A 21,427-nucleotide genomic window follows, 5' to 3' on the forward strand; every position below is an offset into this window, starting at 1 on the left:
CGCTGAGAATTTGGACGCAGTGATGGTCGCTGGATGCGTGAAGAGCACGCTTGCCCGCCAGAATCATGATTTTCTCGGCTTAGCTCGATATCTCACAGGGTAAGTACGGTACGCCGGCAGTACATGCCGTTAAACAAGTTGGGTCATAGTGATCGGCCGTCATACGGCGGATCGACAAGGCCACCGAGAACATGACGGCAGCATTCCGGGGTGCCGAGATGGCGCTTCTGACAGATATCCATCCCTCACTCCGATCGCGAATTGCGTCACTGATCGAACAGCGAATTCACGAAGGCGTCAGATCGGCGACGGAACTGGCGCTTCGAAATACCCATCTGGCGCAGGAAGGTGGCCGGATCGGCATCTTCGACATCGATATGGCAACGGGGGATTCCCTCGGGTCGCCTATGTGGGCGGAGCTCCTCGGCCAGGAGCGCACCGCGTGCTCGATTACGCGACGGGCTTGGATCAAACTCCTTCATCCCGAGGATCGCGACCGTGAACTCGATAGCGTCGCGTCAATGGTCCAGACGGGCGCGGATACCTCGGCCGATTACAGGATAATCCTGCCGACCGGCGAGGTGCGTTGGCTTCACTCGCGCAATCTGGTCACGCGCCGAAGTAGCGACGGGGCAATGGAATCTGCATACGGCACGTTGCAGGACATCACCGAGCGAAAGGCCCTGGAGGCGCAAGTCCTGCGGGCGGCATATCACGATGATCTCACCGGATTGCCGAACCGTCGTTACTTCATGGAGCAACTGACTGCGGCGTGCCCGGATGCATCACGCAACCACCGCGTCTGCCTGGCAATCTACGACCTCGATTTTCTCAAGCGAGCAAACGATCAGCATGGGCATGATGCTGGCGACGTATTGTTGAAATCTGTGGCCGATCGACTTCTGGAAGTAGGTGGTAATCAGGCGGTCGTGGCGCGACTAGGAGGGGATGAGTTTGCGCTGCTGCTCCGCACCGATGACCCCTCGAAATTGCGCAGCCTGGCCGAAAAGTCGCTCGCGGCGCTTCGCTCTCCCATCAATTTTCGGGGGTGCACGTTGAGCTCGGCGGCGAGCGCCGGTGGCGCAATCTCCAGTCGTGGCTCGACTCTCGCAGCAGCCTTGTTCCGGCAGGCTGACCAGGCACTGCTCTGTGCCAAGCGGGGCTCCAGAGGCAGCTACGTGCAGCACCGTCGCCATGCGGCGCCCCGCGCACTTCGGTTGTCGAATAATGCCGACCGGCGAAGGATCGAACCGGTCGCGAGCCGGGATCCGGGCCCCAGTTAGGTTTCGCAGTTGAGCGGCGACGATAGGAGCGAATGCGCGCAACACTGTGCGAAACGGATGCACCGCAGAGAACCCTCATCTGCAGTCAGGCACGCCCCACTTCTTCCACTCGAGGCGCGACTTCGAATCATCAGGGCTCGATGAGGCTCACCGTCAAGATACTAAAACCTGCGGCCAAAACCTTCACATTAGCTTGCGTGACGAGAGCCGCGTATGGGGCCGAATGACAACAACAGCCAGCGACCTGAAACCCCTCCTCTGGGAAGCAAAAAACCTGGCGCGGGCGGTCGAGGCTGCCGGCGTCACGCTGTGGTCTTGGAACGTCGATACCGACGCCCTGGCGATGGATGATCGGGCCTATGACCTGTGGGGGATAGCGCGCGGCATCGATGTCCAGTTCGAGGATCTCTCCGCCCATATCCATCCTGCCGATCGTGATCGGGTGCGGGCCGCGTTTACGGCAACACGTTCGCTGATCGGCGCATACGAGATCGATTTTCGGATCATGATTGGCGACGAGTTGAAGTGGATTTCTGCAAGGGGACAGGGCGACGATGCCGGGATCGTCCAGCGCGTCATGTTCGGCGTTTTCCTCGATGTCACTGGTCGCAAGCAAGCGGAGGAAGGTCGCGAACTTCTCGCTGGCGAGATGAGCCACCGGGTCAAGAACCTGCTGGCAATCGCGACGGGTCTTACGGCCATCACCTCGCGATCGACCACGACGAGCAGGGAGATGGCCGATGAACTGACGCTCAGGCTGACCGCCCTCGGCCGCGCGCACGATCTGGTTCGGCCGGTTCCCGGTCAGACCGAAGCAGCGTCGGCTTTGCTGGGTGACCTGTTGACCGTCCTCCTGGCCCCCTACGACGATCTCGGGGCGTTCAGCGGCCGGATCCGAGTATCCGTGCCGCGCATGCGGGTCGGCGAACAGGCGACGACGACGCTGGCACTGGTCGTGCACGAACTGGCGACGAACTCACTGAAGCATGGCGCATTATCGGTCGACACCGGGATCCTCGATGTCTCGTGCTCGGCTCACGACGACGCCGTCACGGTTGTCTGGACCGAGAGCGGTGGGCCAGAAGTCACGCCGCCTAGTGGCGACCGCTACGGCTATGGCAGCAAGCTCGTCGAGCGCAGCATGTCAGGCCAACTGAAGGGATCGATCGTTTACAACTGGGCACCAGAGGGCGTCGTGGCCACGCTGCGAATGAACCCTGATCGTCTTGCTGTCTGACATATCCCTGGCCATCTCGTGCGCCGATGTCCGCGCATGAAGTGGACCTTTCGAACATCGCAGCCGCGACCTTGATCAGGCGATCTGAGGATACGCACGCGATGATCGACGGCGATACCGGCACGCTGCTCGTCGTGCACACAGCGCCCGCCCGAGGCCATCACCATGGTCACGACCTAGCTCGGCGTCCTGTACACCGCCGGCGCATTTGTCCAACCCTTCACATCCTGCTGGCCTTCATCGGCGCTGACATTGCTGGTATGCGACGTCAAGATGCGGGTTTGCAGCGGCTCAACTGACGATTGAATCAACCTCGTTAGGTTGGTACGGGCATCAATCGAATAATTCTACGGAACCCCAACAAGTTTCTACAAAAACAAAATGACCACTTGATTTTGATAATACATTAAATATAAAGTTTCCGAAATCCTTCATTGGACTCGGTCAAATGTCTTTCTAAGCTCTGTTTTTGCTATCTTCTCCAAAGTTGATCGCGGCAAGCTTTCTACTATACGAATATTATGCGGCCGCTTGAAATCGGCTAGCTGCTGTCGGCAGGCCGCCGCGATACGATCTGCGAGATCGTCGCCGGTGCCGGGCTTCGGGATCACGAAGGCGGCAGGCACCTCGTCGAGCATCGGGTGCGGCATACCCACGACGGCGACTTCGGCGACGCCATCCACAGCAGCGATAGCGCCTTCGATCTCCGAGGCCGCGACGTTTTCGCCGCCGATCTTCAGCATGTCTTTCGACCGGTCGGCAAAAAACAGTGAGCCGTCCTCGCCCAAGCGGACACGGTCGCCGGTGATGAGCATGCCCTGTGCGTTGAAAGCAGCGGCCGTGGCGTTGGGGTCGTCGACATATTCGGCGAACAGTGACAGCCCGCGCACGCCTCCGACGAGCAGGTCGCCAACCGCACCCGGCTGCACCGGTCGACCATCCTCGCCGACGATATGAATTGTGTATCCGGGCGACGGCCGGCCCATCGCCATCGGCGTGTTGTACATGTCTGTCGTACCGACGACGCCATGGGTGATCGTCTCGGTCATGCCCCACCATCCGAGTGTCTTCACACCGAAATGCGCGTCCCAGGCTGGCGCCCCGACGCCGTTGCCCCAGAAGCGATAGCTGTGCTGCGGGGGAACGGGTTGTTCGAGCAGCGCCTTGGCGCAGAAGGGCACCATCGATGTCCAGGTCGCGCCATGGCGGAGCGACACCGGCCAGAAGCGCGAGGCCGAAAAGCGCGGCATCAGGACGATGGCAGCCCCCGCCCATAGTGAGGCAAGCACCGAGTAGACCTGCGCGTTGGTATGGAACAGGGGCAGATAGGTCAGGTGGACGTCGTCGGCGCGCAGGCCTTCGTGCATCGCCGAGATCCGCGCACCCCACAACGCATTGGCATGCGTCCACAGCACTGCCTTGGGGCGCGCCGTCGTCCCCGATGTGTACTGGATACCGAAGGGCGCCCAAGGGTCGTGCGGACGTGAGGCCAGGCTTTCGGGGTCGCCGTCAATCGCCGCGAAAGGCAGATAGGACTCAGGGGCTTCGCCGGTCGAAACTATGGCCCGCCAGGCCACGTCCGGCGTAGCCGCGCGCACCATATCGCCGAATTGCGGCTCGGTGATCGCCGCGACGGAGCGGCTGTGCGCGGCGAAATAGATCAGGTCGCTTTCGGTCGAGCGCGTGTTGGTGGTGACCGGCACGACACCGGCATAGGCACAGCCGAGCCAGGCGATGAGCCCCTCGGGACAATTGTCGAGGTGGATCAGGACGCGCTCGGACGGCATCACGCCTTTGGCTTGCAGCCCGGCTGCGAAGCGCCTGACGCTGTCTGCGAAATCCCGGTACGACCAGCGTTGCGACTGGCCGTCGAACGGCTCCCAGATCAGGAACGGGTGCTCGCCCCGCTCGGCCGTCTTGGCGTCGATCAGGCTGCGGATGTCCATGGCTTCGAATGGGGTGATCGGCCGGGACATTCACCGTCTCCTCGTTTGCGGTGCTTGCCGCGCCACTGTCGTCAGTTGAGCCGGTCGTGCTGCCCGAACCGGTCGAGGACGCCGCCCGGACCCAGGATCGCGTCGATGGCCGGCACGGTCGCGCCGAGCCCGCGCAGGGACATGCGCAACATGTCGGCCAGCAGGTCACGGGAGGCGATGTCATCGGCCTCGCTCTCGACGATGTTGCCCATCACGATCTGACAGGCGCCGAGCCAGTAGAGTACGCCTGCGGCCTCCGACGGGATCTCGATCGCCCCGGCGGCGCGCGCGTCGCGCAGGTCGTGCAGCAGTCCCGCGTTGATCGGGTGGTCGTCGAGCGACGTGCCGTTGAACGAGCGAGCGAGCACGGCCGTCCGCTGCGGATTGGCGAGGGCATAGGCCGCCGCCGCCACCATGCCGCCCGCGAGACGCGCGAGCGGGTCGGCGACGCCGGCATTCAGCCGCCCGACCCAGTCCTCGACGTCGATGCGGATAACGCTCGCGACGACAGTCGCGAACTGCCGCTTGTCGGTGAAATGGTTGAAGAACGAACCCTTGGCGACACCGGCAGCGGCGACGAATTCGTCGATTGAGATCGCGTCGATCGGCCGATCGACCAGCAACTCCATGCCGGCGGCGAGCAACGCGAAACGAGTGCGTGCGGCACGCGGCGAAAGCAATGGCTCGGTCATCGCCCCTCATAATCCTACTTGACTGGAAAGTCATCTAAGCGCACATGACCGATTAGTCAACTGACGGATTGCGGGGGCAACAGGGTGAGCGTGATCCGGATCGAGGACATTGCGCACGTGCGCTTTGCCGCGCCTGACTTCTCTACAATGCGGGCGTTCCTCGAGGATTTTGGCTTGTCGTGCAGTGAATGGAATGGCTGCCTTTATGGTCGCGCGACCGACGGACGACCCTTCGTTCACGTCACCCAGCCTGGCCCGGCGAAGTTTCTCGCGGTCGGATTTCGCGCTGCATCTGTCGATGATCTGAAAGCTCTTGCAGGGCACGACGGCGTCTCGGTCGAGGATGCGGACGAGCCTGGCGGCGGCAAGATTGTCCGGCTGACTGATCCTGATGGCTATGGTGTCGAGGTTGTCGCGGGGCAGAAACAGGCCGACACCTCGGCGACGAGTGTCGATCATGCTTACAACAGCATTGCCGCGCGTCCGCGCCTTCGCGCGGCGGTCCGGCTCGACCCTGCCCCCGCACACGTCCACCGCATCGGCCATGCCGTGCTGAAGGTCAGCGACTTCCGGCGGTCCGAGGCCTGGTACAAGGAGCGCTTCGGCTTTCTGACGTCGGACGAGATCGAAGCCGCCAGCGACGTTCCCCTCGGCGCCTTCATGCGCTGCGACTGCGGCGACCGGCCCACCGATCACCACACCTTATTCCTCGCGCAGCTGCCGGGCGAACTCGGGCTTCTGCACGCGGCGTTCGAAGTCGCCAATCTCGACGACCTGATGCTCGGCCATCAGCACCTTAAGGCGCGCAAGCGCCAGCCGGCGTGGGGCGTGGGGCGGCACATCATGGGTAGCCAGATCTTCGACTATTGGAAGGATCCGTTCGGCAACGAGCTCGAACACTGGACCGATGGCGACCTGTTCACTGCCGCCGACCCGCCGAACAAGATGCCGATGAGCGCGCTGCTCGCCGTCCAATGGGGCGCGCCGCACCCGATGTTTGCCGGAAAAGCCCCACCGCCGCCGGCGCTCGTCGCCTTCGTGACCGGATTATTTCTGCGCTTCAAGCGGCTGCTCCGCCGCGAGCCGAAAAGGATCACCGCATGAAACTCGCCACCTACACCGACGCCGGACAGACGCGCACTGGCATCGTCGTCGGCGACAGGATCATCGACACCGGCGTCGCGGGCACGATGATCGACCTGATCCGCGATTGGGAGGCTTTGCAGCCCGCACTCGCAGCAAAGGCCGCCGCCGGCGGGGGCGTGCCCTTGGCGTCGGTCCGGCTCGAGGCACCCGTCCAGCGGCCGGGCAAGATTTTCGCGATCGGCCTTAACTATGCCGACCATATTGCCGAATCGAAGATGGCGACGCCCGAGCGCCAGGTCTGGTTCACCAAGGCACAGACCTCGGTCAACGCCCCCTTCGACCCGATCCAGATCGCGCGGACGACCGCGACTGCCGACTATGAAGTCGAGCTGGTCGCGATCATCGGCACAGGTGGAAAGCACATCGCGGCAGCGGACGCGCCCGCCGTCATCTTCGGCTATTGCGTCGGCAACGACATCACCGAACGCATGTGGCAGCACGCCGGGCCACAATGGTCGCTCGGCAAGAGCTTCGACACGCATGCGCCGATGGGACCTTGGATCGTGACTGCCGACGAGCTCGGTGACCCGCACGACCTCGGCCTTCGCTGCTTCGTCAACGGCGAGAAGCGGCAGGATTCGAACACCAGCCATCTCGTTTTCAACATCTGGCAGCAGGTCGAGCATCTGTCGGTCGGCATGACGCTCGAGCCAGGTGACGTCCTGTTCACCGGCACGCCGGGTGGGGTCGGCGCCGCGATGAACCCGCGCAGGTTCCTGACTGCCGGCGACGTCGTGCGCTGCGAGATCGACAGGCTTGGCGCGATCGAAGGGGTGATGCGCGACGAGGGCTGAGCAGCGCGCGCGCACATCCCGAAACACGGGGGGCGCCGCCGGGGGGAGGACGACGATGACGGAAGCCAGGCGCGACTATGACGTGCTGATTGCGGGCGGGGGACCGACGGGGATCACGCTCGCGCTGCTCCTCGGGCAGGCAGGCGTATCTGTCCTCGTCGTCGAGAAAGAGGCCGCGATCTACCCGCTGCCGCGCGCGGCGCACATCGACCATGAGACGATGCGCGTCTTTCAGCAGGTCGGTGTCGCCGATCGCCTCATGGCGACCTGCCGCCATACCGACCGCTATGATTTCCTCAACGCCAAGGGCAAGGTCCTGATGCGCTTCGACGGCGCGAGTGCGATCGGGCGCGGCGGTTGGCCGGCGGCGAACATGATTCACCAGCCGTCGGTCGAGGCCGCGCTGCGCGACCGGCTGAGCAATTTTCCCAACGTCGAACTGCGCTGCGCGACCGCCTTGATCGGCTACCGCCCCATGGCCGACGCGGTCGAGGCAGATTTGTCGAGCGCGATAGGGCCCGGAACGATCCGCGCGCGCTTTCTGGTCGGGGCAGACGGTGCGCGCAGTCCGGTGCGCGAGGCGGCGGGCATCGAGTTCGACAACCTGGGGTTCGAGGAGCCCTGGCTCGTCGTCGACGCGATCGTCACCGATCCGTCGCGGCTTCCGACCGCCAATTTGCAGATCTGCGACCCCGAACGGCCGACGACGTGCGTCCTGATGGGCGAAGGCCGCCACCGCTGGGAATTCATGATCAAGCCGGGCGAGGACCCCGCCGAGGTCAGCAGCGACGCGTCGGTGGCGCGGATGCTCGCCCCGTGGAACGTCGAGGGTGCGGTCACGATCGAACGCAAGGCCGTCTATACCTTCCGGGCCCGGGTCGCGCGGCGCTGGCGGAGCGGCAATGTCCTGCTGGCCGGGGACGCCGCCCACCAGACGCCGCCGTTTGCCGGACAGGGGCTCTGCTCGGGCATCCGCGACGCGGCGAACCTGAGCTGGAAGCTCGCGGCGGTGATCGCCGGATCAGCGTCGCAAGCGCTGCTCGACAGCTATCAACCCGAACGCGAGCCCAATGCGCGCGCGACGATCGCGATGGCCATCATGATGGGGCGGACGGTGTGCGCGACGAGCCGCTGGTCGGCGTTCGTGCGCGACACTAAGTTTCGCCTTGCCCGGGCGTTGCGTCTGACGCCGAGCGGACCGCCGGCCTATCCGCCCATCTCAACCGGCACGATCCTGGCGGCAACGCACGGGGCCGGCAGCTATTTCCCGCAGCCGTGCGCCACCGCCGATCCGGCGCTGAAGCTCGACGATGTTCTCGGGCCCGGCCCCTGGCTAATCGCACGGGAAGCGGCGCCGGCTGCGGACAGGCTGGTCGCGACCGGGCTGGATGCGGCCGGCGTCGCGCCGTTCAGGGCAGCGATCACAGCCTGGCTCGACAGTCATGCCGCCGATGCCGTGCTGGTGCGGCCCGATCGCTACGTCTTCGGCACCGGCCGCCCCGGCGATCTGGCTGCCGCCTGGCAAGGGATCATCGGCCAAGCCTAGCAGGCCGACGCTCTCAGCCCGTCAGAAGCGCCGCATCCATCAGGAAAACCCGGTTCGTCATGCGCGCCGCAGTCTGATCGGCGGCATCCGACGGTGCGCCAAGCCCGCGCATCAACATCGCCAGCATTTCCTGCGTCATCGGCACCGCCAGCACATCCTGTTCCAGTTCGAGCAGATGCGCGACGATGACCTGGGTGACGGCGCCGGTGATTGTCACGGCCGCTTCGATCGAGCCGAAGCGGAACTGACCCGATGCGCGTCCCGCCTCCAGATCGGCGACGAGGCCGACGTTAAGCGCCTGTTCTTCGGTGAAGGTTAGTGCCGCGACGTTCGCAAAAAACCTGGCATGCAGCGGATCGAGCAGGGCCATGCGCGCGTGCACTGATACGCCCTGCGCCAGTCGCTCGGCGGGGCTTTCGACCGAAGCGTTCACCCGGGTGACGATGGTCTCGAAGATTTCGCGCGACTGCCGCCGCAACTCGAGCAGGAAGGCATCCCGGTCGGCGAAATGATTGTAGAAGGACTGCTTGGCCGTCCCCGCAAGGCCGACGATCTCGTCGACGCCGAGCGCGCCGATCCCCTGCCGGCCGACGAGATCGAACCCGGCGCGCACGAGCCGCTCGCGCGTCTTGACCCAGCGCTTGTCCTTTATTGGGGCGGGTTGGATTTCGGTCACTCCTGAACGCTCCCTAGCCCTGCGACGAACCGGCAATGCCCCCACCCTCTGCTAAGTCTTGGCCCTAAAGTCCATCAGATTTCTCGGATCACGCTTTTCGACTTGCGCTTGTTGCGACAGCGGCATAAGATAATGGACAATTCGGCTAAGAACGCAGCCCGTAGGGTGAAGCGGCCAGAAGAGGCCATTGGGGGGATACCATGCGCAATCACACCATCACGCTGGGGCTTTGTGCAGCAGCCTGCCTCGCTGCCCCTTCACTCGCGCAGGACGCAGCACCGGCTGAAACCGCTATGGCGAGCGACGACGAGATCGTCATCACCGCCCGCAAGCGCTTTGAAGCGTTGCAGGACGTGCCGGTCTCGATCGGCGTCGCCACCGCCGAAATGATCGCGAAAACCGGCACGACGTCGCTGCTCCAGATTCAAAGCATCGCCCCCGGCCTCAATCTCGCCAAGGCGCCGACGGGCAACGAGATCGGCGTGACGATCCGCGGTCTCGGCTCGGCACCGGGCGATTCGGCGTTCGACAGTTCGGTCAGCCTGTTCATCGACGGCGTCTATGCGCCGCGCTCGCGCGAGTTCGCCTCTGCGCTGTTCGACGTTGAACGCGTCGAAGTCATTCGCGGCACGCAGGCCGCCCTGCTCGGCAAGAACACCAGTCTCGGTGCGATCAATCTCGTAACGCGCAAGCCGGGCGACAGCTTCGCGCTCGAACTCCGCGCCGGCTATGATTTCGAACTGAAGTCGCGGGTCATCGCGGGCGGCGTCGACATCCCGCTCGACGCGACGCTGGCGCTGCGCGTGTCAGGGCAAAGCACCTTCGACGGCGGCTGGACGCGCAATACGATCAGCGGGAAGAACAACCCGAGCCGACACGACGATGCGATCCGCGCCGTGTTGCATTGGGAGCCCAGCGCCGCGTTCGATGCTACCGCCTATTATCAGTACAGCTTCGGCCGCGACACCGGCACGCCGTCCGAATTCATTGCCGCCAATCCCACGGCGGCGCTGCTGCAGGGGCTCGCCGGCGCGCCGAACACGCTCGACTTCGCGCTGAACCGGCAGAATGCGACGTACATCGGTGCGCCGGGCGGCGAGCAGACCGCGCGGCTCCGCGTGCATCGTGGCGGGCTGACGATGAACCTCGACCTCGGCGGGCCGACGCTGACCTCGGTGTCGAGCTATTCGACGTTCAAAGAAGCCGATCTCAACGATGCCGACTTCCAGGCCGGCAACTATCTCAACCGCACCCTGGACGAGACCAGCCGCCAGTTCAGCCAGGAGGTCCGGCTCGTCTCGCCGGGCAAGCAGGTCTTCGACTATGTCGTCGGCGCCCTCTATCTCGACAACACACTGCGCAACGCAAGCGTGGTGACCGCCAACTATCCCTTCGGTCCTCCACAGGCGCCGACGGTGCCGATCGCGGGATCGTTCCGCAACGCCTTCGACCAGCAGACCCGGGCGGTATCGGCCTTCGCGCAGGGCACGCTGCGCGTGGCGGAGGGTTTCCGCCTGCTCGGCGGCCTGCGCTACACCAATGAGCGCAAGACGATCGACTTTGCGCGCACGGTCCTTGTACCGGGCCTCTTCAGCATCGCCATCTACCCGCCCTATGCGCCGTTCACATTGAAGCGGACCGAGAACAACGTCGACTATTCCGCCGGGCTGCAGGTCGACCTCGCGCCCGATGTTCTCGCCTATGCGAGCTATGGCCAAGGCACGAAGAGCGGCGGCTTCGCGACTAGCGTCACCTTTCTCGACCAGTCGCCCTACGATTCCGAGCGCGCTCGCACCGCCGAAATCGGAATCAAGTCGCAGTTCGCCGACCGGACGGTCACGCTCAATGTCTCGGCCTTCAGTACTAATGTCGACAATTTCCAGGTCGTGACCTTTAACGGCCTCGCCTTCACCGTCGCCAACGCCGATCTGCAGAGCCGGGGGTTTGAGCTCGAGGCGAGCTGGCGGCCGGTCAGGGGTGTGCGTCTGTTCGTCAGCAACACCTATGCCGACGCCAAGGACCGCCGCACCAGTGCCCCCATCCCGCTCGCGCCCAAGTGGAGCGGCTCGGCCGGTTTCGACGTGCGGACGCCGCTGTCGGGAAGCATCGACGCGCTCGCCAATGGCTCGGTCGACTACCGCAGCAAGCGCTATTACCAGCAGGATCCGAACGCCGTCCCGCCCGGGGCGGCGTTCACCACCTACAACCTGAGCGTGGCGCTTGCCGACCGTGACGACCGCTGGGAGCTCCGTGCGATCGGCCGCAATCTGACCGACGCGAACGCCGCCGCCTTCATCTTCCCGACGCCGATCATCGGTGGTCCGAACGGCATCTCGGAGCGTGGGCGGTCGATCATGGTGCAGGGGACGGTGCGCTTTAGATGATGCCCGTGCTGATCCAGCAGAGCGCCTCTGGCGGGCTTTGCCTTCCCGATCAGAGAAACACTGATGGGTGACGGCGTTGGCGCCCTACGTGTCGGCGAATTTTCGACTGGCAAGGCGCACGAGCGGGTCACTGCATGGGAGCCAGGCCGCAAGCTTGCGTTCACCGTCGTCAAACAGCCTGCAATGACGGAAGAGATAAGTCCCTGTCGCCGCGTCCACGCCACGCACCTCAATGGCTATTTCCAGACCAGGGACACGAGTTTCGAAATCGAGAAGCGTCCTGGCGGCGTAACGCGCTTGATCGCCCGCGCATCACACGTCCTGCGTCTCGACCCCGCCCTGTACTGGGAGCCGATGGCGCGCAGGGCGATCCACGAGAATGTCACGCGCGTGTTGTCCAGCATGAAGGTCAAAGCCGAAGCAGTGCAGCCGCGTTCGCTGCCAGACCGGTAGAGCGACGGCTCGCGGGACGTATCCGGGCATTCCCTCGAGAGGCGGGCGTACGCGATTGACCTCACAGGGTGATCTCAGCGCCGGTGCGGGTTGCTGGAAACCCAGTTTGCAGAAAGCTTGTCAACGTCAATCTCGGCGTACGTCGGCCCGAACGTGAGCGGCTGCCATGCCGGATGCCATAAAGGCCTCACCCGCCATTTCTCACAGACATCCTGCTCAAAGAACTTTGCATGCTCGCGCGTGAGGTTCCGTGGCGGGGGCATACCGGCCTTGACCCACGTGTGGATCTCGATCTCAATAGCCGTATCTGCCGCAAAGTCCCAGTATTCACGCCGAAATTGCTCACGTTCCCTTGCTTCGTAAGCCGCTTGGTAGAAGTCAGTCATATTGATTTCCGGCGCGCTCAAGATTGGCAGAAAGCCCCGGAGCCGCTCGATCGTATCTGTGTCATATGAGAACGGGTCGTTGTCCTTGCGGGCTTCGGTAAAGTGAAGCCAGTCATCGGAACTGGAGATAGCATAGGATGCCATGTAATTTTTTTTGCAGGCGCCTGCGATCTCCGCTGCATCGTTCCGGGCCATTTCCTTTATCGACGGTGATACACCCGATATGCCCGTAGCCGAGTGATTAAACTCATCGAACAACGCAGTTCGATATTGCTGGACCGCGCCAGCGGCTGGATCGAGGTAGGCGAGCGCGACTGCCGTATTCACGCCTGGCGGTAACTGATTGACGTCTGCCAGGGGGTGATTCTCAGCAGCCAGGTCACCGTCCGGAATTGAATTCGCCCAACTTTGAACGGCGCTACGTAGCGCCTTGGCCAAGTGCAGCCGGAAATCTTGATTGCCGCCGAGGCGCTGCAGGCTTCTCTTTTCGGCCGCCAAGAAATGGTCATTGACCGTTACCATGACAGGCCAGCCGATGCCTATTGCCGCCTTGGCCGCAACGCCCACTCGGAGTTCGCGTACGACCATGCTCGCCACGATCAGTCGCAACGCATCTTGGTAAGCGAGTTTGTACAATTCACGCTCGCCCGCAGGCAGCGTCTTATCAATTAATCCTTCGATCAATTCACGCTGGCGTTTGATAAACCGCGACGGCGAACCTTTACCTGCTGCACGGCCATATGTGGTTTCCGGCCGGAGTTCGAACGAGCCTTTTCCGAACGCCGCCACCCAGCTCGTCAAGTCCGGCTCGTCGCCGACGAGCGCCAGGACAACGTCCCGCAGCCATTCCTCTTTAGCGCTACCCGGATTCTCGAACATGCCGATGATCTGGGTAGCGAGCCTGTTCGCCGCTGTTGGGTCGCGGCCCCACGACTCGCGATACGTTCGCAGCATCTCCGCGCTGAACAGCGCTTCCAGGTTCAACGACATCATTCCTGTTGCCTCGCTCACGGGATGACGTGGTCGTCGACCTCGTCAAATCTGCCGTGACAAAATTGGTCATTAAGATGACACGCTTTCCAATCGTCACGGGACAAGTGGTTAGGCGCAATACCGTAAAAGTGTCGGGGCACTTTTACTTTTGCGGGCGGGCGCCCGGCGGCGGCTGCAGCCGCCGGGTCCTTTGCACCGCTGCGACGGTGCGACGGAAGACGTTAACGAAATCTGGCCTCTCAGCCGTCGTCGTCAGCGCGCTCGTTCGCTACGATTATGGTTCGCAGATGATCGCCACGATCCGATTATGCTGATCGCCGGTCAGAAGATCCAGATCCATCCAACCCTTGCCGCACTCCTTGAAAAGCCGTGCGATAAACGCGCCAGAACGTTCGTACAGGCCAGTCGACTTGAAAAAGTCTCGGTCCTTCTCCAGGCCAACGAGCATCTCTCTCGTCGGCTCGAGTTCGGCGTTCACAACCTCCAACTTGACCGACGACACGTAGAGCTTCAGCTTGTCTTCAGCGACCTCCTGGCGCAGTTGGCTACGCTTCAAGATCAGCGCCCGCGCAATGTCCTGCGGATAGTTCGTGTCCATCTTTGGGCTCTGCAGGCGCCGACGGGCATCTTCGGAAGCGCCGTGACGACGCGACGCTCGCTGCTTCCGCAGGTGCCTGTTACGCTCGGCGAAAACGGCGACCTGGGCCATAACCTCGCTTTCTGCCGCCTGAAGATCCTCCTCGGGCAGGCCAACGAAGGGCGTGGTCTTCGTCTCGTCGATCTCAGCGATCAATGCCTGTGCGCTATGAGCGCGCTGTGCTTCCGTGTTCATGTCGTTCTCCTGATTTCAAGCCACGTACGTTCTGGCTTGGCGATCAGGGGGCTGCCCACACTTCCGGCGGGTGGTTGAAGTATCGGATTACCAAGTGCCCCTGCCAGGGTGTTGGCGGCATCGCCGGACGGCTTGGTCGAATTCGCGGCGGTAGATAGATCGTCAATCGCAGGACGGGAAGTCGGCAGACCGCATCGATGCTGAGCGCAACAATTCCGATCGCGCAGAGCGCAATCAACATCCAGATGAGACCGGCCAGCAGCGATACCATTTCCATTCGTTGGAACAGAAACGGAACCTCTGCAACAGCTAATTGTAGCGGCAATCCGATTTCTATCTCAGCACCCGGGCACGACGCGGTCGCTACGTCGCAGCACTATCGCTGCACGCGAAGCGGTCTCACTTTTTCATTCCGTCGAACTCTCGTCCTTGCGGCTGCTTCGCTTGCATCGAGCTTGTAGTTCCAGTCTTCGACGGAACTCTGGTCGCCGGTCATCAGGCTACCGGCAGCGTCCGACAACCGGATGAGTAATCCATTCTACCTCGCTGGAGCAGCGCCGGCGCTTCTTGCAGGTGGACATTACCCGCTCGTCCGGGTCGTTCTTTCGCCATCGACACGCCAGTTCGTCGCCGACGACTTGGCGCGGAGCAGGATCGGCACACCGTGCTTGAGGCTAAGGTATGTGTGGAGTTCCGATGGCACGGCTAGCTCGGTCTCGAGCCTGACTTCCGACGTCATCCGGTCCTCGGCCGCATCGACGCGCGAGAGGACGAACGGGAAAGTCTCGATAACGTCCCGGCCGTCGCTGGTCAGCTTGAAATAGCCGTGCCCGTTCAGGACGAATGTCTCGGCCGATACGCCGACCGCAATCGCATACGCTTCCAGCGGCGCCTGCGTGTCGGTGGCCGGTACGACGATGGCCGCATTTGCTGCGCCCCTTCGGACAGCTGCCGTGGCGAGGACCGTCCGCCGCGCCCGCGCCAACGCCTCGGCACGCGCCGGAATCGATCCGGGAGCAAGATCGACGAATGGGCGACCGGCACCATCGAACCGCGCCTCGGCAAGAACGCGCGGCAACGGCGAAGCGTCGAAGGCGAATACACGGTAGCCGGCGACGTCGACGACCGCCGCCAGATTGTCGTCGGCGATCCCCTGGCTCGCAAAGGCCGACCGCGCCGCCTCGGTAGCGAGGTCGAGATGGAAGATCAGGCTGCCGCGCCGGGCGGCAACCTCGGCCGCCTCGCCCAGGCGCCGCCATGCCTCGTCCGTCTGCATCGCCTCTTCCTCGTCCGCCGATCATGCCGATTGCCTTGCGCTTTTGAAGCAAGTCGACCGGCTTGGGATAGTCGGAACGATTATCGCCACGCGGCGCCCATGCTGCGATGTTCACGAGGTACGACCTAGCAAGAGTATCTGCGATGGGACTGAGTTTTCCCTCCATACCGGGCCTGTCGACGGTCCGCGACGCTGTCACCAGTACGGTCAGCAGCGCCACGAGCAATGTGCGCGACTTCGGTGCCGCTGCGGTCGAGCGGACGGCGGCATTGGGCCGAGACGGTCTGGACCTCGGTCGACGCGCAGTCGACGCCGTTGCGTCGATCGACGTGCGCGAGGCGGCTGCGACGGTGCGTAGCGCGATCGGCGACGCGACCGAATCAGCACGCGGTGGGATCAAAACGGGCGTCGAATGGGCTGGCCAGCAGACGCATCAGGCGGCCGAATTTGCACGTAGCCACGTCACGGGCGACGATATTGCCTCGCAGGCCCTGCGCGGTGTGATCACCATGGGCGAAACCACGACGCGCTTCCAGCTCGGGATAGTCGGCGGCGTGACGCGCGAGGTCGTCGGGTTGGCGGGGACGGTTGGCGAGCTCGCCACGACTTCGGTCGAGATGCAGTTGTCGCCTGAAGCGCGCATCGAATACGGGACGGCGATCGCCAACGGCATCGGGGATGCGGCAGGCGCGACACGCGACTATGTCGCGAGTGCCGCCAACGATCCGTCGCGCGTTGTTAGCGACCTCGGCGACGCCGTCGAGGGCGGCAAGGGCATCGTCGACGGTCAGCTCGACCGCTACGGCCAGGCAATCCGCGAGGGTCGCGGTCCGGAAACCATCGGTATGGATGTCGGTACCGTCGCGACATACGTCGTGCCCGTCGGCGGCGGCCCTGTGCGCGGTGCGGTTACGACCGCGACTCGGGGCGCGGGCGAGGCTGCGGTTCGTACAGGTGCTGAGACAGCGGTCCGGGGTACTGCCGAGGCCGTCGCGCCGCGTGTCGCAGGCGATGTGGCGGCGTCGGGTGTGCGTGCGGGAGAGGCGGCGACGGGGGCACGGGCTGCCGAGGCAGCAGCAGGGGCGGGTCGCACCTTGGAAGCGGTCAGCGCCCAGTTGCGCGAGGTCACGCAGGTCGGCCTTGCCGAAATGCGGGCGGCGGGGGTCAGCAACAACAAGCTCGGACCGGCGATCTCCGCCGTGATGGACACCCGGACCGGGGAAATCTCGAAGGTTGTTACCAACAATCTCGACGGCGATCTTCCCACGTCCTTTAATGCCGTTCTGGACGCACGGCTGCCGACCGCCCAGAAGGTCGATTACATCAAGACCGCCGGTGCTGGATCGCATTCCGAGATTTATGCAGTGAACGAGATGCTTAATTCCGGATCGCGACTCGAAGATCTCGTAGTATATACGCAGGAGGTGAAGGGTGCCCGTGCCGGCGAGATCAAGCCGCCCTGCCCGCACTGCGCCGTCCTGCTCGAGGGTGTGACCTATGCCAAGTGATGTTCAGGACCTGCCACGGGCAGACTATGACGATATCGAGCTCGACGACGATCTCGCATCGCTGAACGGGGTGCCGTTCACAGGGATCGTCTACTCGACCTTTGACGACGGTCGTCTCGAGTCCGAGGCGCACTATGTCGAGGGCCTGCCGCACGGGCTCCGCGAGGTCTACTATCCCGACGGTCAACTCGAATCCCGCAATATCGCCGTGCGCGGTAAGGGTTCAAGCGAGTCTTGGAAGTGGCACCCGAATGGTAAGATGGCCGCGTACCGTCGCAACGTCGATCAGCGACCCGTCGAGTTCAAGCGATGGGATGAGCACGGCACGCCGATCGAGGGCTGATTAGCCCGTCAACGCTTTCATCGCGACGCGCACGGCGTGGTCGGCGGCGCGCGTTGTTTCCGGCAGCCGGAACCTGGGCGTCAGGCGGAGGGTCCATTCGCGCGCCGTTGCGAGCGCGATGCGGTGGCCCGTCGATACGAATACAGGTTTCACCCTGGGCTGCGTCCGCAGTGCCGATCCGACGATCTCGTCGGCATCGATCAGCGGCGCGTACGCACCACGCTCGTCCGCCGGCATCACGAAGTCGCCTGTCAAACAGGTCTTCGCGCAGCCGATCGTTGGGATGTCGCGTACCACGCCGAGATGGCTAGCCAGTCCGAAACGGCGTGGGTGGGCAACGCCCTGCCCATCGCACACGACCAAGTCGGGGCGCACGGACAAGCGGTCGAACGCCTCGAGTACGATCGGCAGTTCTCGGAACGAGAATAGTCCGGGGATGTAGGGGAAGTCCGCCACGCCGGTTGCTGTTGCGATCTCCGTCACGGTTAACGTGTCCGCGTCGAGCGTGACGGCGGCACATGTCACGCGATCGTCGACCGTCGAATAGGCGACGTCGACCCCGGTGACGCGACGGACCGTCCCGAACTCGTCGGTCCGCACGACGCGCGCCGCGAGCCGCTTCTGCAGGTCGGTCGCCGCGTCGATCGACAGCCCGGGCGGGCAAGAAGGCGAAGCCGCAGTCACGACGGACACCCTACCAGACTCCGCAGGCGATGGCCTCACAACCGGCGCACTGATGGGAGGGCGCCCCTACGTTTCCTGCCAGCGACAGGATGTGCGGGGCATTGAGGGAGCGCTTTTGCGTACCGATTACGCAGTTGTGCGGCTGCTGCTCGGCACGACGATTTACAGAAAAAATGTTGAACTTGAGATGATTGGGCGAGGGCCCAGCAGCAATGAAAAAGGGCAGGTCCTCTCCGGGTGTTCCCCGGGAACCAGAATGGCGCGCCCGCGCCAGAGGAAGACATGAAGACCGTTTCGCTCGACCTATCGACTATCTCAAATCCCGCCGCGACCGCTCAGCACCCCCAGAATATTGGAGGGGACGGCGGTGTTAAGAACTGGGCCATCCACGAGATCATCGCCGTTTCCGCGCTCGTCGTCGAACGCGATCCCCGACGTGGGTTGATCTTCCAGCTGTCCAGCTTCTCCAGGGCAGACCGGTCCGAAGCCGGTATCGTCCGTGAGATCGATCGCATCTGCGGCGATGGTGTCCGTACCCTGCTGACGTATAACGGTCGCGGCTTTGATCTCCCGCTCCTTCGCCTCCGCGCCGTCGCGAACTGGGCCGACGCACCCAACCTGCACAAGATCACGAGCGAGATCCCTCACGCTGGCGCCGTCCATCGTGACATGTCGGATATTGTGACCTCGCGGGGCGCCGCACCGAAGCCCCGCCTCGCTGACGTCTGCGCTGCCCTTAACATCCCGTCCAAGGAGGACCTTCACACCGAGGCCGTCGTATATGTTCATCAGGACCGCTGGGATCGAGCCGCGAGACTCTGCGAGATCGATGTGATCTCCACTTGGCTCGTAAACCTGCATCTCGAAGCCCATGAGTCGACTGACTTGCACCGCGTGCAGGACGGATGGACGGCGCTCGCCGAGTGGATTGCGGCTGACGAAACGCGCCTTGCACGCCTGGATTGCTTCACCCGTCTGCCGGAGTTCGGCTGCCCGCCCATCGGCTCAGGTGTTTTCGGCGATCGCCCTCTTGCCGAGGTGGCGTTCTGATGACCCGCCGCCCCTTCGTATGCCTTCCTGTCTCCGGCCAACCGGTCGAAACCGGAACCCATAGGTTTGCCGATGCTTCGGCGACCAGCACCGCACTTCGCGAATCCGCCTATCTCCGGCGGACCCGCTATATCCGGGACGATGGTTCGGCTTGGTTCGACTTCACGCTTCGCGGTGCCGATCTCGTTGCGATCAAGATGATCAGGCCGCAGCATGCCCCGTCTTGGACCACCTCCCCCTTCAGGGTCTGGTCGATGGCAGACTGTGCCGCGCGAGGCGTGTCAGCTTCCGATAACATCCGTGCCTGGCAGATCGTGGCTGATCTCCCTCCGACTATGTCGCCGGGCAGGTGGCTGGATGACGCGATCAAACTTGTGACGCACGCATTCAGACAGAGCGATGCTATCGTCGAGATCGCGCTTCACGCGCCGATCGGCCAAGTCCCGCACGCGCACATCCTCGTCACCGCCCGGCATCTCGTGGCCGATCGGTTTGGAACCTTCGACCCAACGCGGGCCGGCATCATTTCGGGGCAGCTGAAGAAGAGCTGGCTACGCTGGCTCCGGAGATATCGTTCGGCTCTGATCCCTGGCTGACAGGCTGACACCGGATCTGTGCAGCCGAGCAAGGCCGGCTGCACAGACCCTCTTTGACTGAAGCGCGAGCTCCCGCTGGCCCCTCTCGAAATTTTCTACAGGCCCCGGGCCTGAGAAGGTTAGCTCGTGGCGATCGCGGTCGCCGAGCCGATGCCGCGCCGGCGTCGGCCGTGTCGAGATCGCTTCGTCAAGCTCCAGCGGCTCGCTCAGGTTCGTATAGTCAACGAAGATCGCGCGGCTCTGCTGCTACCCCGCCCGGTAGACCCCGAAGCGCGGCGGCACGAAGACCAGCGACAGCTGAGCGCAGTCACCGACGCCATCGCCGAGGCACGCCGAAGGCTCGGGCTTGGTAGCTGGCGGTCGCGACGACGCCGCGCGCCTGCGCGCTGCCGCTCGCGACGGGCCGACCGCGCAGCGCAAGGGCGTTCCGCCGCTCCACAGAGGCGTAAATGGCGTCTATTTCGCCGTGGACGATCCGTCGGTAGGTCACCCTGTCGGAGCGTCTAAAATGCGCATCTCAGCGTCAGGGTAAGCATCTGACATGGCGCACACCGTGTCGAAGTCGCCGCTGAGCCAGGCCGTGTATTCGTTCGGCGCCAGAATCATCGGCATGGCCTTGGGATGAATACGGCCGACCAGCTCGTTCGGTGCGGTCGTCAGGAAAGCGAACCGGTCGACCTCTTCAGTTGGCCGCCACACACCAGCGAACGCAAACACCTCCTGCGCTGGGAGATCGAACCAGACCTTGCGTTTGCGTTTCGTCACCGGGTCGGGCTCGGCCGTCCACTCCGAGAATGCAGTGACCGGGACCAGGCAGCGCCGGTCAGGGCGGCTCAGCGCGGTACGCCAGAACGGCGAAGCCAGGTTGCGGACGTTGGTGACCGGGCGCGACGCCACGACCGGCGGCGGGAAGCCCCATCGCATCGTCGTGATCCGCCTCGCACCGTCTGCATCGACTCGGATGACGGGAGCGTCGCGGTCGGGATAGATCTCGTTGAATAGCGGCAGGTTCGGCGAGTTGTCAGGAGCGACCGCGAAGAGGCGTCGCATCGCCTCGACGTTCGAGGTTATTCGATAGAGATTGCACACCGCGTGCCTCGCTTATCCACACGATGAAGTTGCCGCCGACATCGCGCTTCACCATCGTGCCGCATGGGGAGAGCAATGCCACCGCCGCACACAATCCACAAGTTTGTTCACTGCATGTTCTTGTCGGCGTCGAGGTCTCCGACTAAGCCGCGCGGATGGCAGGGCCGGTCCGATCTTTCGACGATCTGAGTATGAAAGGTGCCGATCTCGTCGTCGCCTGCCGCGCCTGCGGCCACGATCGCACCATTGCGATCGAGCAGGTCATGGCCGTGTTTCACAGGCGTAGATGGTCAACCGACTGGTCGGCAGCACATCAGCGCTTCAGGTGCCGCAAGTGCGGCTCGAAGGACGTCCAGCTCGGCGTCGATTTCTACGGCTACGCAGTGAGACGACAGCGCCGGCCAGCAGCGTTGGCTCCGGTTCCCGTGACCCTGAAGCCTGGATTGCATCCACCACCCCCTGGGGTGTCTCTGTCCGAGTGGA

The 21,427-nt window shown here is 63.7% G+C and carries 22 protein-coding genes; 12 read left to right on the forward strand and 10 right to left on the reverse strand.

What is annotated here, in order from left to right; genetic code table 11:
* The first annotated feature begins 191 nt into the window (after nt 1-191).
* From FMM06_RS13960 to FMM06_RS13970, 3 genes are all read left to right on the forward strand, one after another.
* Nucleotides 192-1,283 carry a sensor domain-containing diguanylate cyclase gene (locus tag FMM06_RS13960; protein WP_144334951.1) on the forward strand — a complete coding sequence of 364 codons (1,092 nt, stop codon included), beginning with the start codon at nt 192-194 and terminating at the stop codon, nt 1,281-1,283.
* A 223-nt stretch (nt 1,284-1,506) separates the two neighbouring features.
* Nucleotides 1,507-2,520, forward strand: coding sequence for a sensor histidine kinase (locus tag FMM06_RS13965; RefSeq protein ID WP_144334952.1), 1,014 nt, complete (start codon nt 1,507-1,509; stop codon nt 2,518-2,520).
* Between the two features lie 26 nt (nt 2,521-2,546).
* On the forward strand, nt 2,547-2,819 hold the full coding sequence (locus FMM06_RS13970; RefSeq protein ID WP_144334953.1) for a hypothetical protein: 273 nt from the start codon (nt 2,547-2,549) through the stop codon (nt 2,817-2,819).
* Nucleotides 2,820-2,951: 132 nt separating this feature from the next.
* Here FMM06_RS13970 and FMM06_RS13975 read toward each other — a convergent pair whose 3' ends face one another.
* Nucleotides 2,952-4,496 carry an AMP-binding protein gene (locus FMM06_RS13975; protein WP_144334954.1) on the reverse strand — a complete coding sequence of 515 codons (1,545 nt, stop codon included), beginning with the start codon at nt 4,494-4,496 and terminating at the stop codon, nt 2,952-2,954.
* A 41-nt stretch (nt 4,497-4,537) separates the two neighbouring features.
* Nucleotides 4,538-5,188: a TetR/AcrR family transcriptional regulator gene (locus FMM06_RS13980; protein WP_144334955.1), complete on the reverse strand. Its 651-nt coding sequence runs from the start codon at nt 5,186-5,188 to the stop codon at nt 4,538-4,540.
* A gap of 90 nt (nt 5,189-5,278) precedes the next feature.
* Between FMM06_RS13980 and FMM06_RS13985 the strand changes: the two genes are divergently transcribed.
* The 3 genes from FMM06_RS13985 to mhpA are packed head-to-tail and all read left to right on the forward strand — an operon-like array spanning nt 5,279 to nt 8,674.
* Complete coding sequence (locus tag FMM06_RS13985; RefSeq protein WP_235889324.1) at nt 5,279-6,292, forward strand: VOC family protein; 1,014 nt, start codon at nt 5,279-5,281, stop codon at nt 6,290-6,292.
* Nucleotides 6,289-7,128: a fumarylacetoacetate hydrolase family protein gene (locus FMM06_RS13990; protein ID WP_144334957.1), complete on the forward strand. Its 840-nt coding sequence runs from the start codon at nt 6,289-6,291 to the stop codon at nt 7,126-7,128. Before FMM06_RS13985 ends, FMM06_RS13990 begins: the two co-directional genes overlap by 4 nt.
* 55 nt (nt 7,129-7,183) lie before the next feature.
* Nucleotides 7,184-8,674 (forward strand): bifunctional 3-(3-hydroxy-phenyl)propionate/3-hydroxycinnamic acid hydroxylase MhpA, encoded by a 1,491-nt coding sequence (mhpA, locus tag FMM06_RS13995; protein WP_144334958.1) that lies wholly within the window; start codon nt 7,184-7,186, stop codon nt 8,672-8,674.
* Nucleotides 8,675-8,687: 13 nt separating this feature from the next.
* Here mhpA and FMM06_RS14000 read toward each other — a convergent pair whose 3' ends face one another.
* Entirely contained in the window at nt 8,688-9,350 is a 663-nt protein-coding gene (locus FMM06_RS14000; RefSeq protein ID WP_185965192.1) for a TetR/AcrR family transcriptional regulator, read from the reverse strand.
* 200 nt (nt 9,351-9,550) lie between these two features.
* Between FMM06_RS14000 and FMM06_RS14005 the strand changes: the two genes are divergently transcribed.
* On the forward strand, nt 9,551-11,734 hold the full coding sequence (locus FMM06_RS14005) for a TonB-dependent receptor (protein ID WP_144334960.1): 2,184 nt from the start codon (nt 9,551-9,553) through the stop codon (nt 11,732-11,734).
* A 63-nt stretch (nt 11,735-11,797) separates the two neighbouring features.
* On the forward strand, nt 11,798-12,187 hold the full coding sequence (locus FMM06_RS14010; protein ID WP_144334961.1) for a hypothetical protein: 390 nt from the start codon (nt 11,798-11,800) through the stop codon (nt 12,185-12,187).
* Between the two features lie 74 nt (nt 12,188-12,261).
* Here the strand turns inward: FMM06_RS14010 and FMM06_RS14015 are convergent, their stop codons facing one another.
* The 3 genes from FMM06_RS14015 to FMM06_RS14025 form a co-directional block, all read right to left on the reverse strand.
* Nucleotides 12,262-13,557 (reverse strand): hypothetical protein, encoded by a 1,296-nt coding sequence (locus FMM06_RS14015; RefSeq protein WP_144334962.1) that lies wholly within the window; start codon nt 13,555-13,557, stop codon nt 12,262-12,264.
* Between the two features lie 283 nt (nt 13,558-13,840).
* On the reverse strand, nt 13,841-14,398 hold the full coding sequence (locus tag FMM06_RS14020) for a hypothetical protein (protein WP_144334963.1): 558 nt from the start codon (nt 14,396-14,398) through the stop codon (nt 13,841-13,843).
* Between the two features lie 580 nt (nt 14,399-14,978).
* Nucleotides 14,979-15,674, reverse strand: a complete 696-nt coding sequence (locus FMM06_RS14025) for a hypothetical protein (RefSeq protein ID WP_144334964.1) — start codon at nt 15,672-15,674, stop codon at nt 14,979-14,981.
* A 143-nt stretch (nt 15,675-15,817) separates the two neighbouring features.
* Between FMM06_RS14025 and FMM06_RS14030 the strand changes: the two genes are divergently transcribed.
* Nucleotides 15,818-17,182, forward strand: a complete 1,365-nt coding sequence (locus tag FMM06_RS14030) for a YwqJ-related putative deaminase (protein WP_144334965.1) — start codon at nt 15,818-15,820, stop codon at nt 17,180-17,182.
* Nucleotides 17,172-17,525 (forward strand): toxin-antitoxin system YwqK family antitoxin, encoded by a 354-nt coding sequence (locus FMM06_RS14035; protein WP_144334966.1) that lies wholly within the window; start codon nt 17,172-17,174, stop codon nt 17,523-17,525. The genes FMM06_RS14030 and FMM06_RS14035 overlap by 11 nt, the downstream gene beginning before the upstream one ends.
* Here FMM06_RS14035 and nfi read toward each other — a convergent pair whose 3' ends face one another.
* On the reverse strand, nt 17,526-18,218 hold the full coding sequence (nfi, locus tag FMM06_RS14040; RefSeq protein ID WP_207790291.1) for a deoxyribonuclease V: 693 nt from the start codon (nt 18,216-18,218) through the stop codon (nt 17,526-17,528).
* Between the two features lie 273 nt (nt 18,219-18,491).
* On the opposite strand from nfi, the gene FMM06_RS14045 reads away from it, so the two are divergent.
* The gene (locus FMM06_RS14045) at nt 18,492-19,259 is read left to right on the forward strand and encodes a hypothetical protein (RefSeq protein ID WP_144334967.1); all 768 of its coding nucleotides are present in this window, start codon (nt 18,492-18,494) and stop codon (nt 19,257-19,259) included.
* On the forward strand, nt 19,259-19,855 hold the full coding sequence (locus FMM06_RS14050) for a MobA/MobL family protein (protein ID WP_144334968.1): 597 nt from the start codon (nt 19,259-19,261) through the stop codon (nt 19,853-19,855). The genes FMM06_RS14045 and FMM06_RS14050 overlap by 1 nt, the downstream gene beginning before the upstream one ends.
* Before the next feature lie 307 nt (nt 19,856-20,162).
* Here FMM06_RS14050 and FMM06_RS17380 read toward each other — a convergent pair whose 3' ends face one another.
* From FMM06_RS17380 to FMM06_RS16860, 3 genes are all read right to left on the reverse strand, one after another.
* Complete coding sequence (locus FMM06_RS17380; protein WP_328591559.1) at nt 20,163-20,345, reverse strand: Y-family DNA polymerase; 183 nt, start codon at nt 20,343-20,345, stop codon at nt 20,163-20,165.
* Complete coding sequence (locus FMM06_RS14060; protein WP_144334969.1) at nt 20,342-20,944, reverse strand: SOS response-associated peptidase; 603 nt, start codon at nt 20,942-20,944, stop codon at nt 20,342-20,344. The genes FMM06_RS17380 and FMM06_RS14060 overlap by 4 nt, the downstream gene beginning before the upstream one ends.
* A 107-nt stretch (nt 20,945-21,051) precedes the next feature.
* Nucleotides 21,052-21,222, reverse strand: coding sequence for a hypothetical protein (locus FMM06_RS16860; protein WP_185965193.1), 171 nt, complete (start codon nt 21,220-21,222; stop codon nt 21,052-21,054).
* Nucleotides 21,223-21,427 lie beyond the last annotated feature (205 nt).

It is taken from the genome of Glacieibacterium frigidum, assembly GCF_007097155.1.
In the GTDB taxonomy this organism is placed as follows: domain Bacteria; phylum Pseudomonadota; class Alphaproteobacteria; order Sphingomonadales; family Sphingomonadaceae; genus Glacieibacterium; species Glacieibacterium frigidum.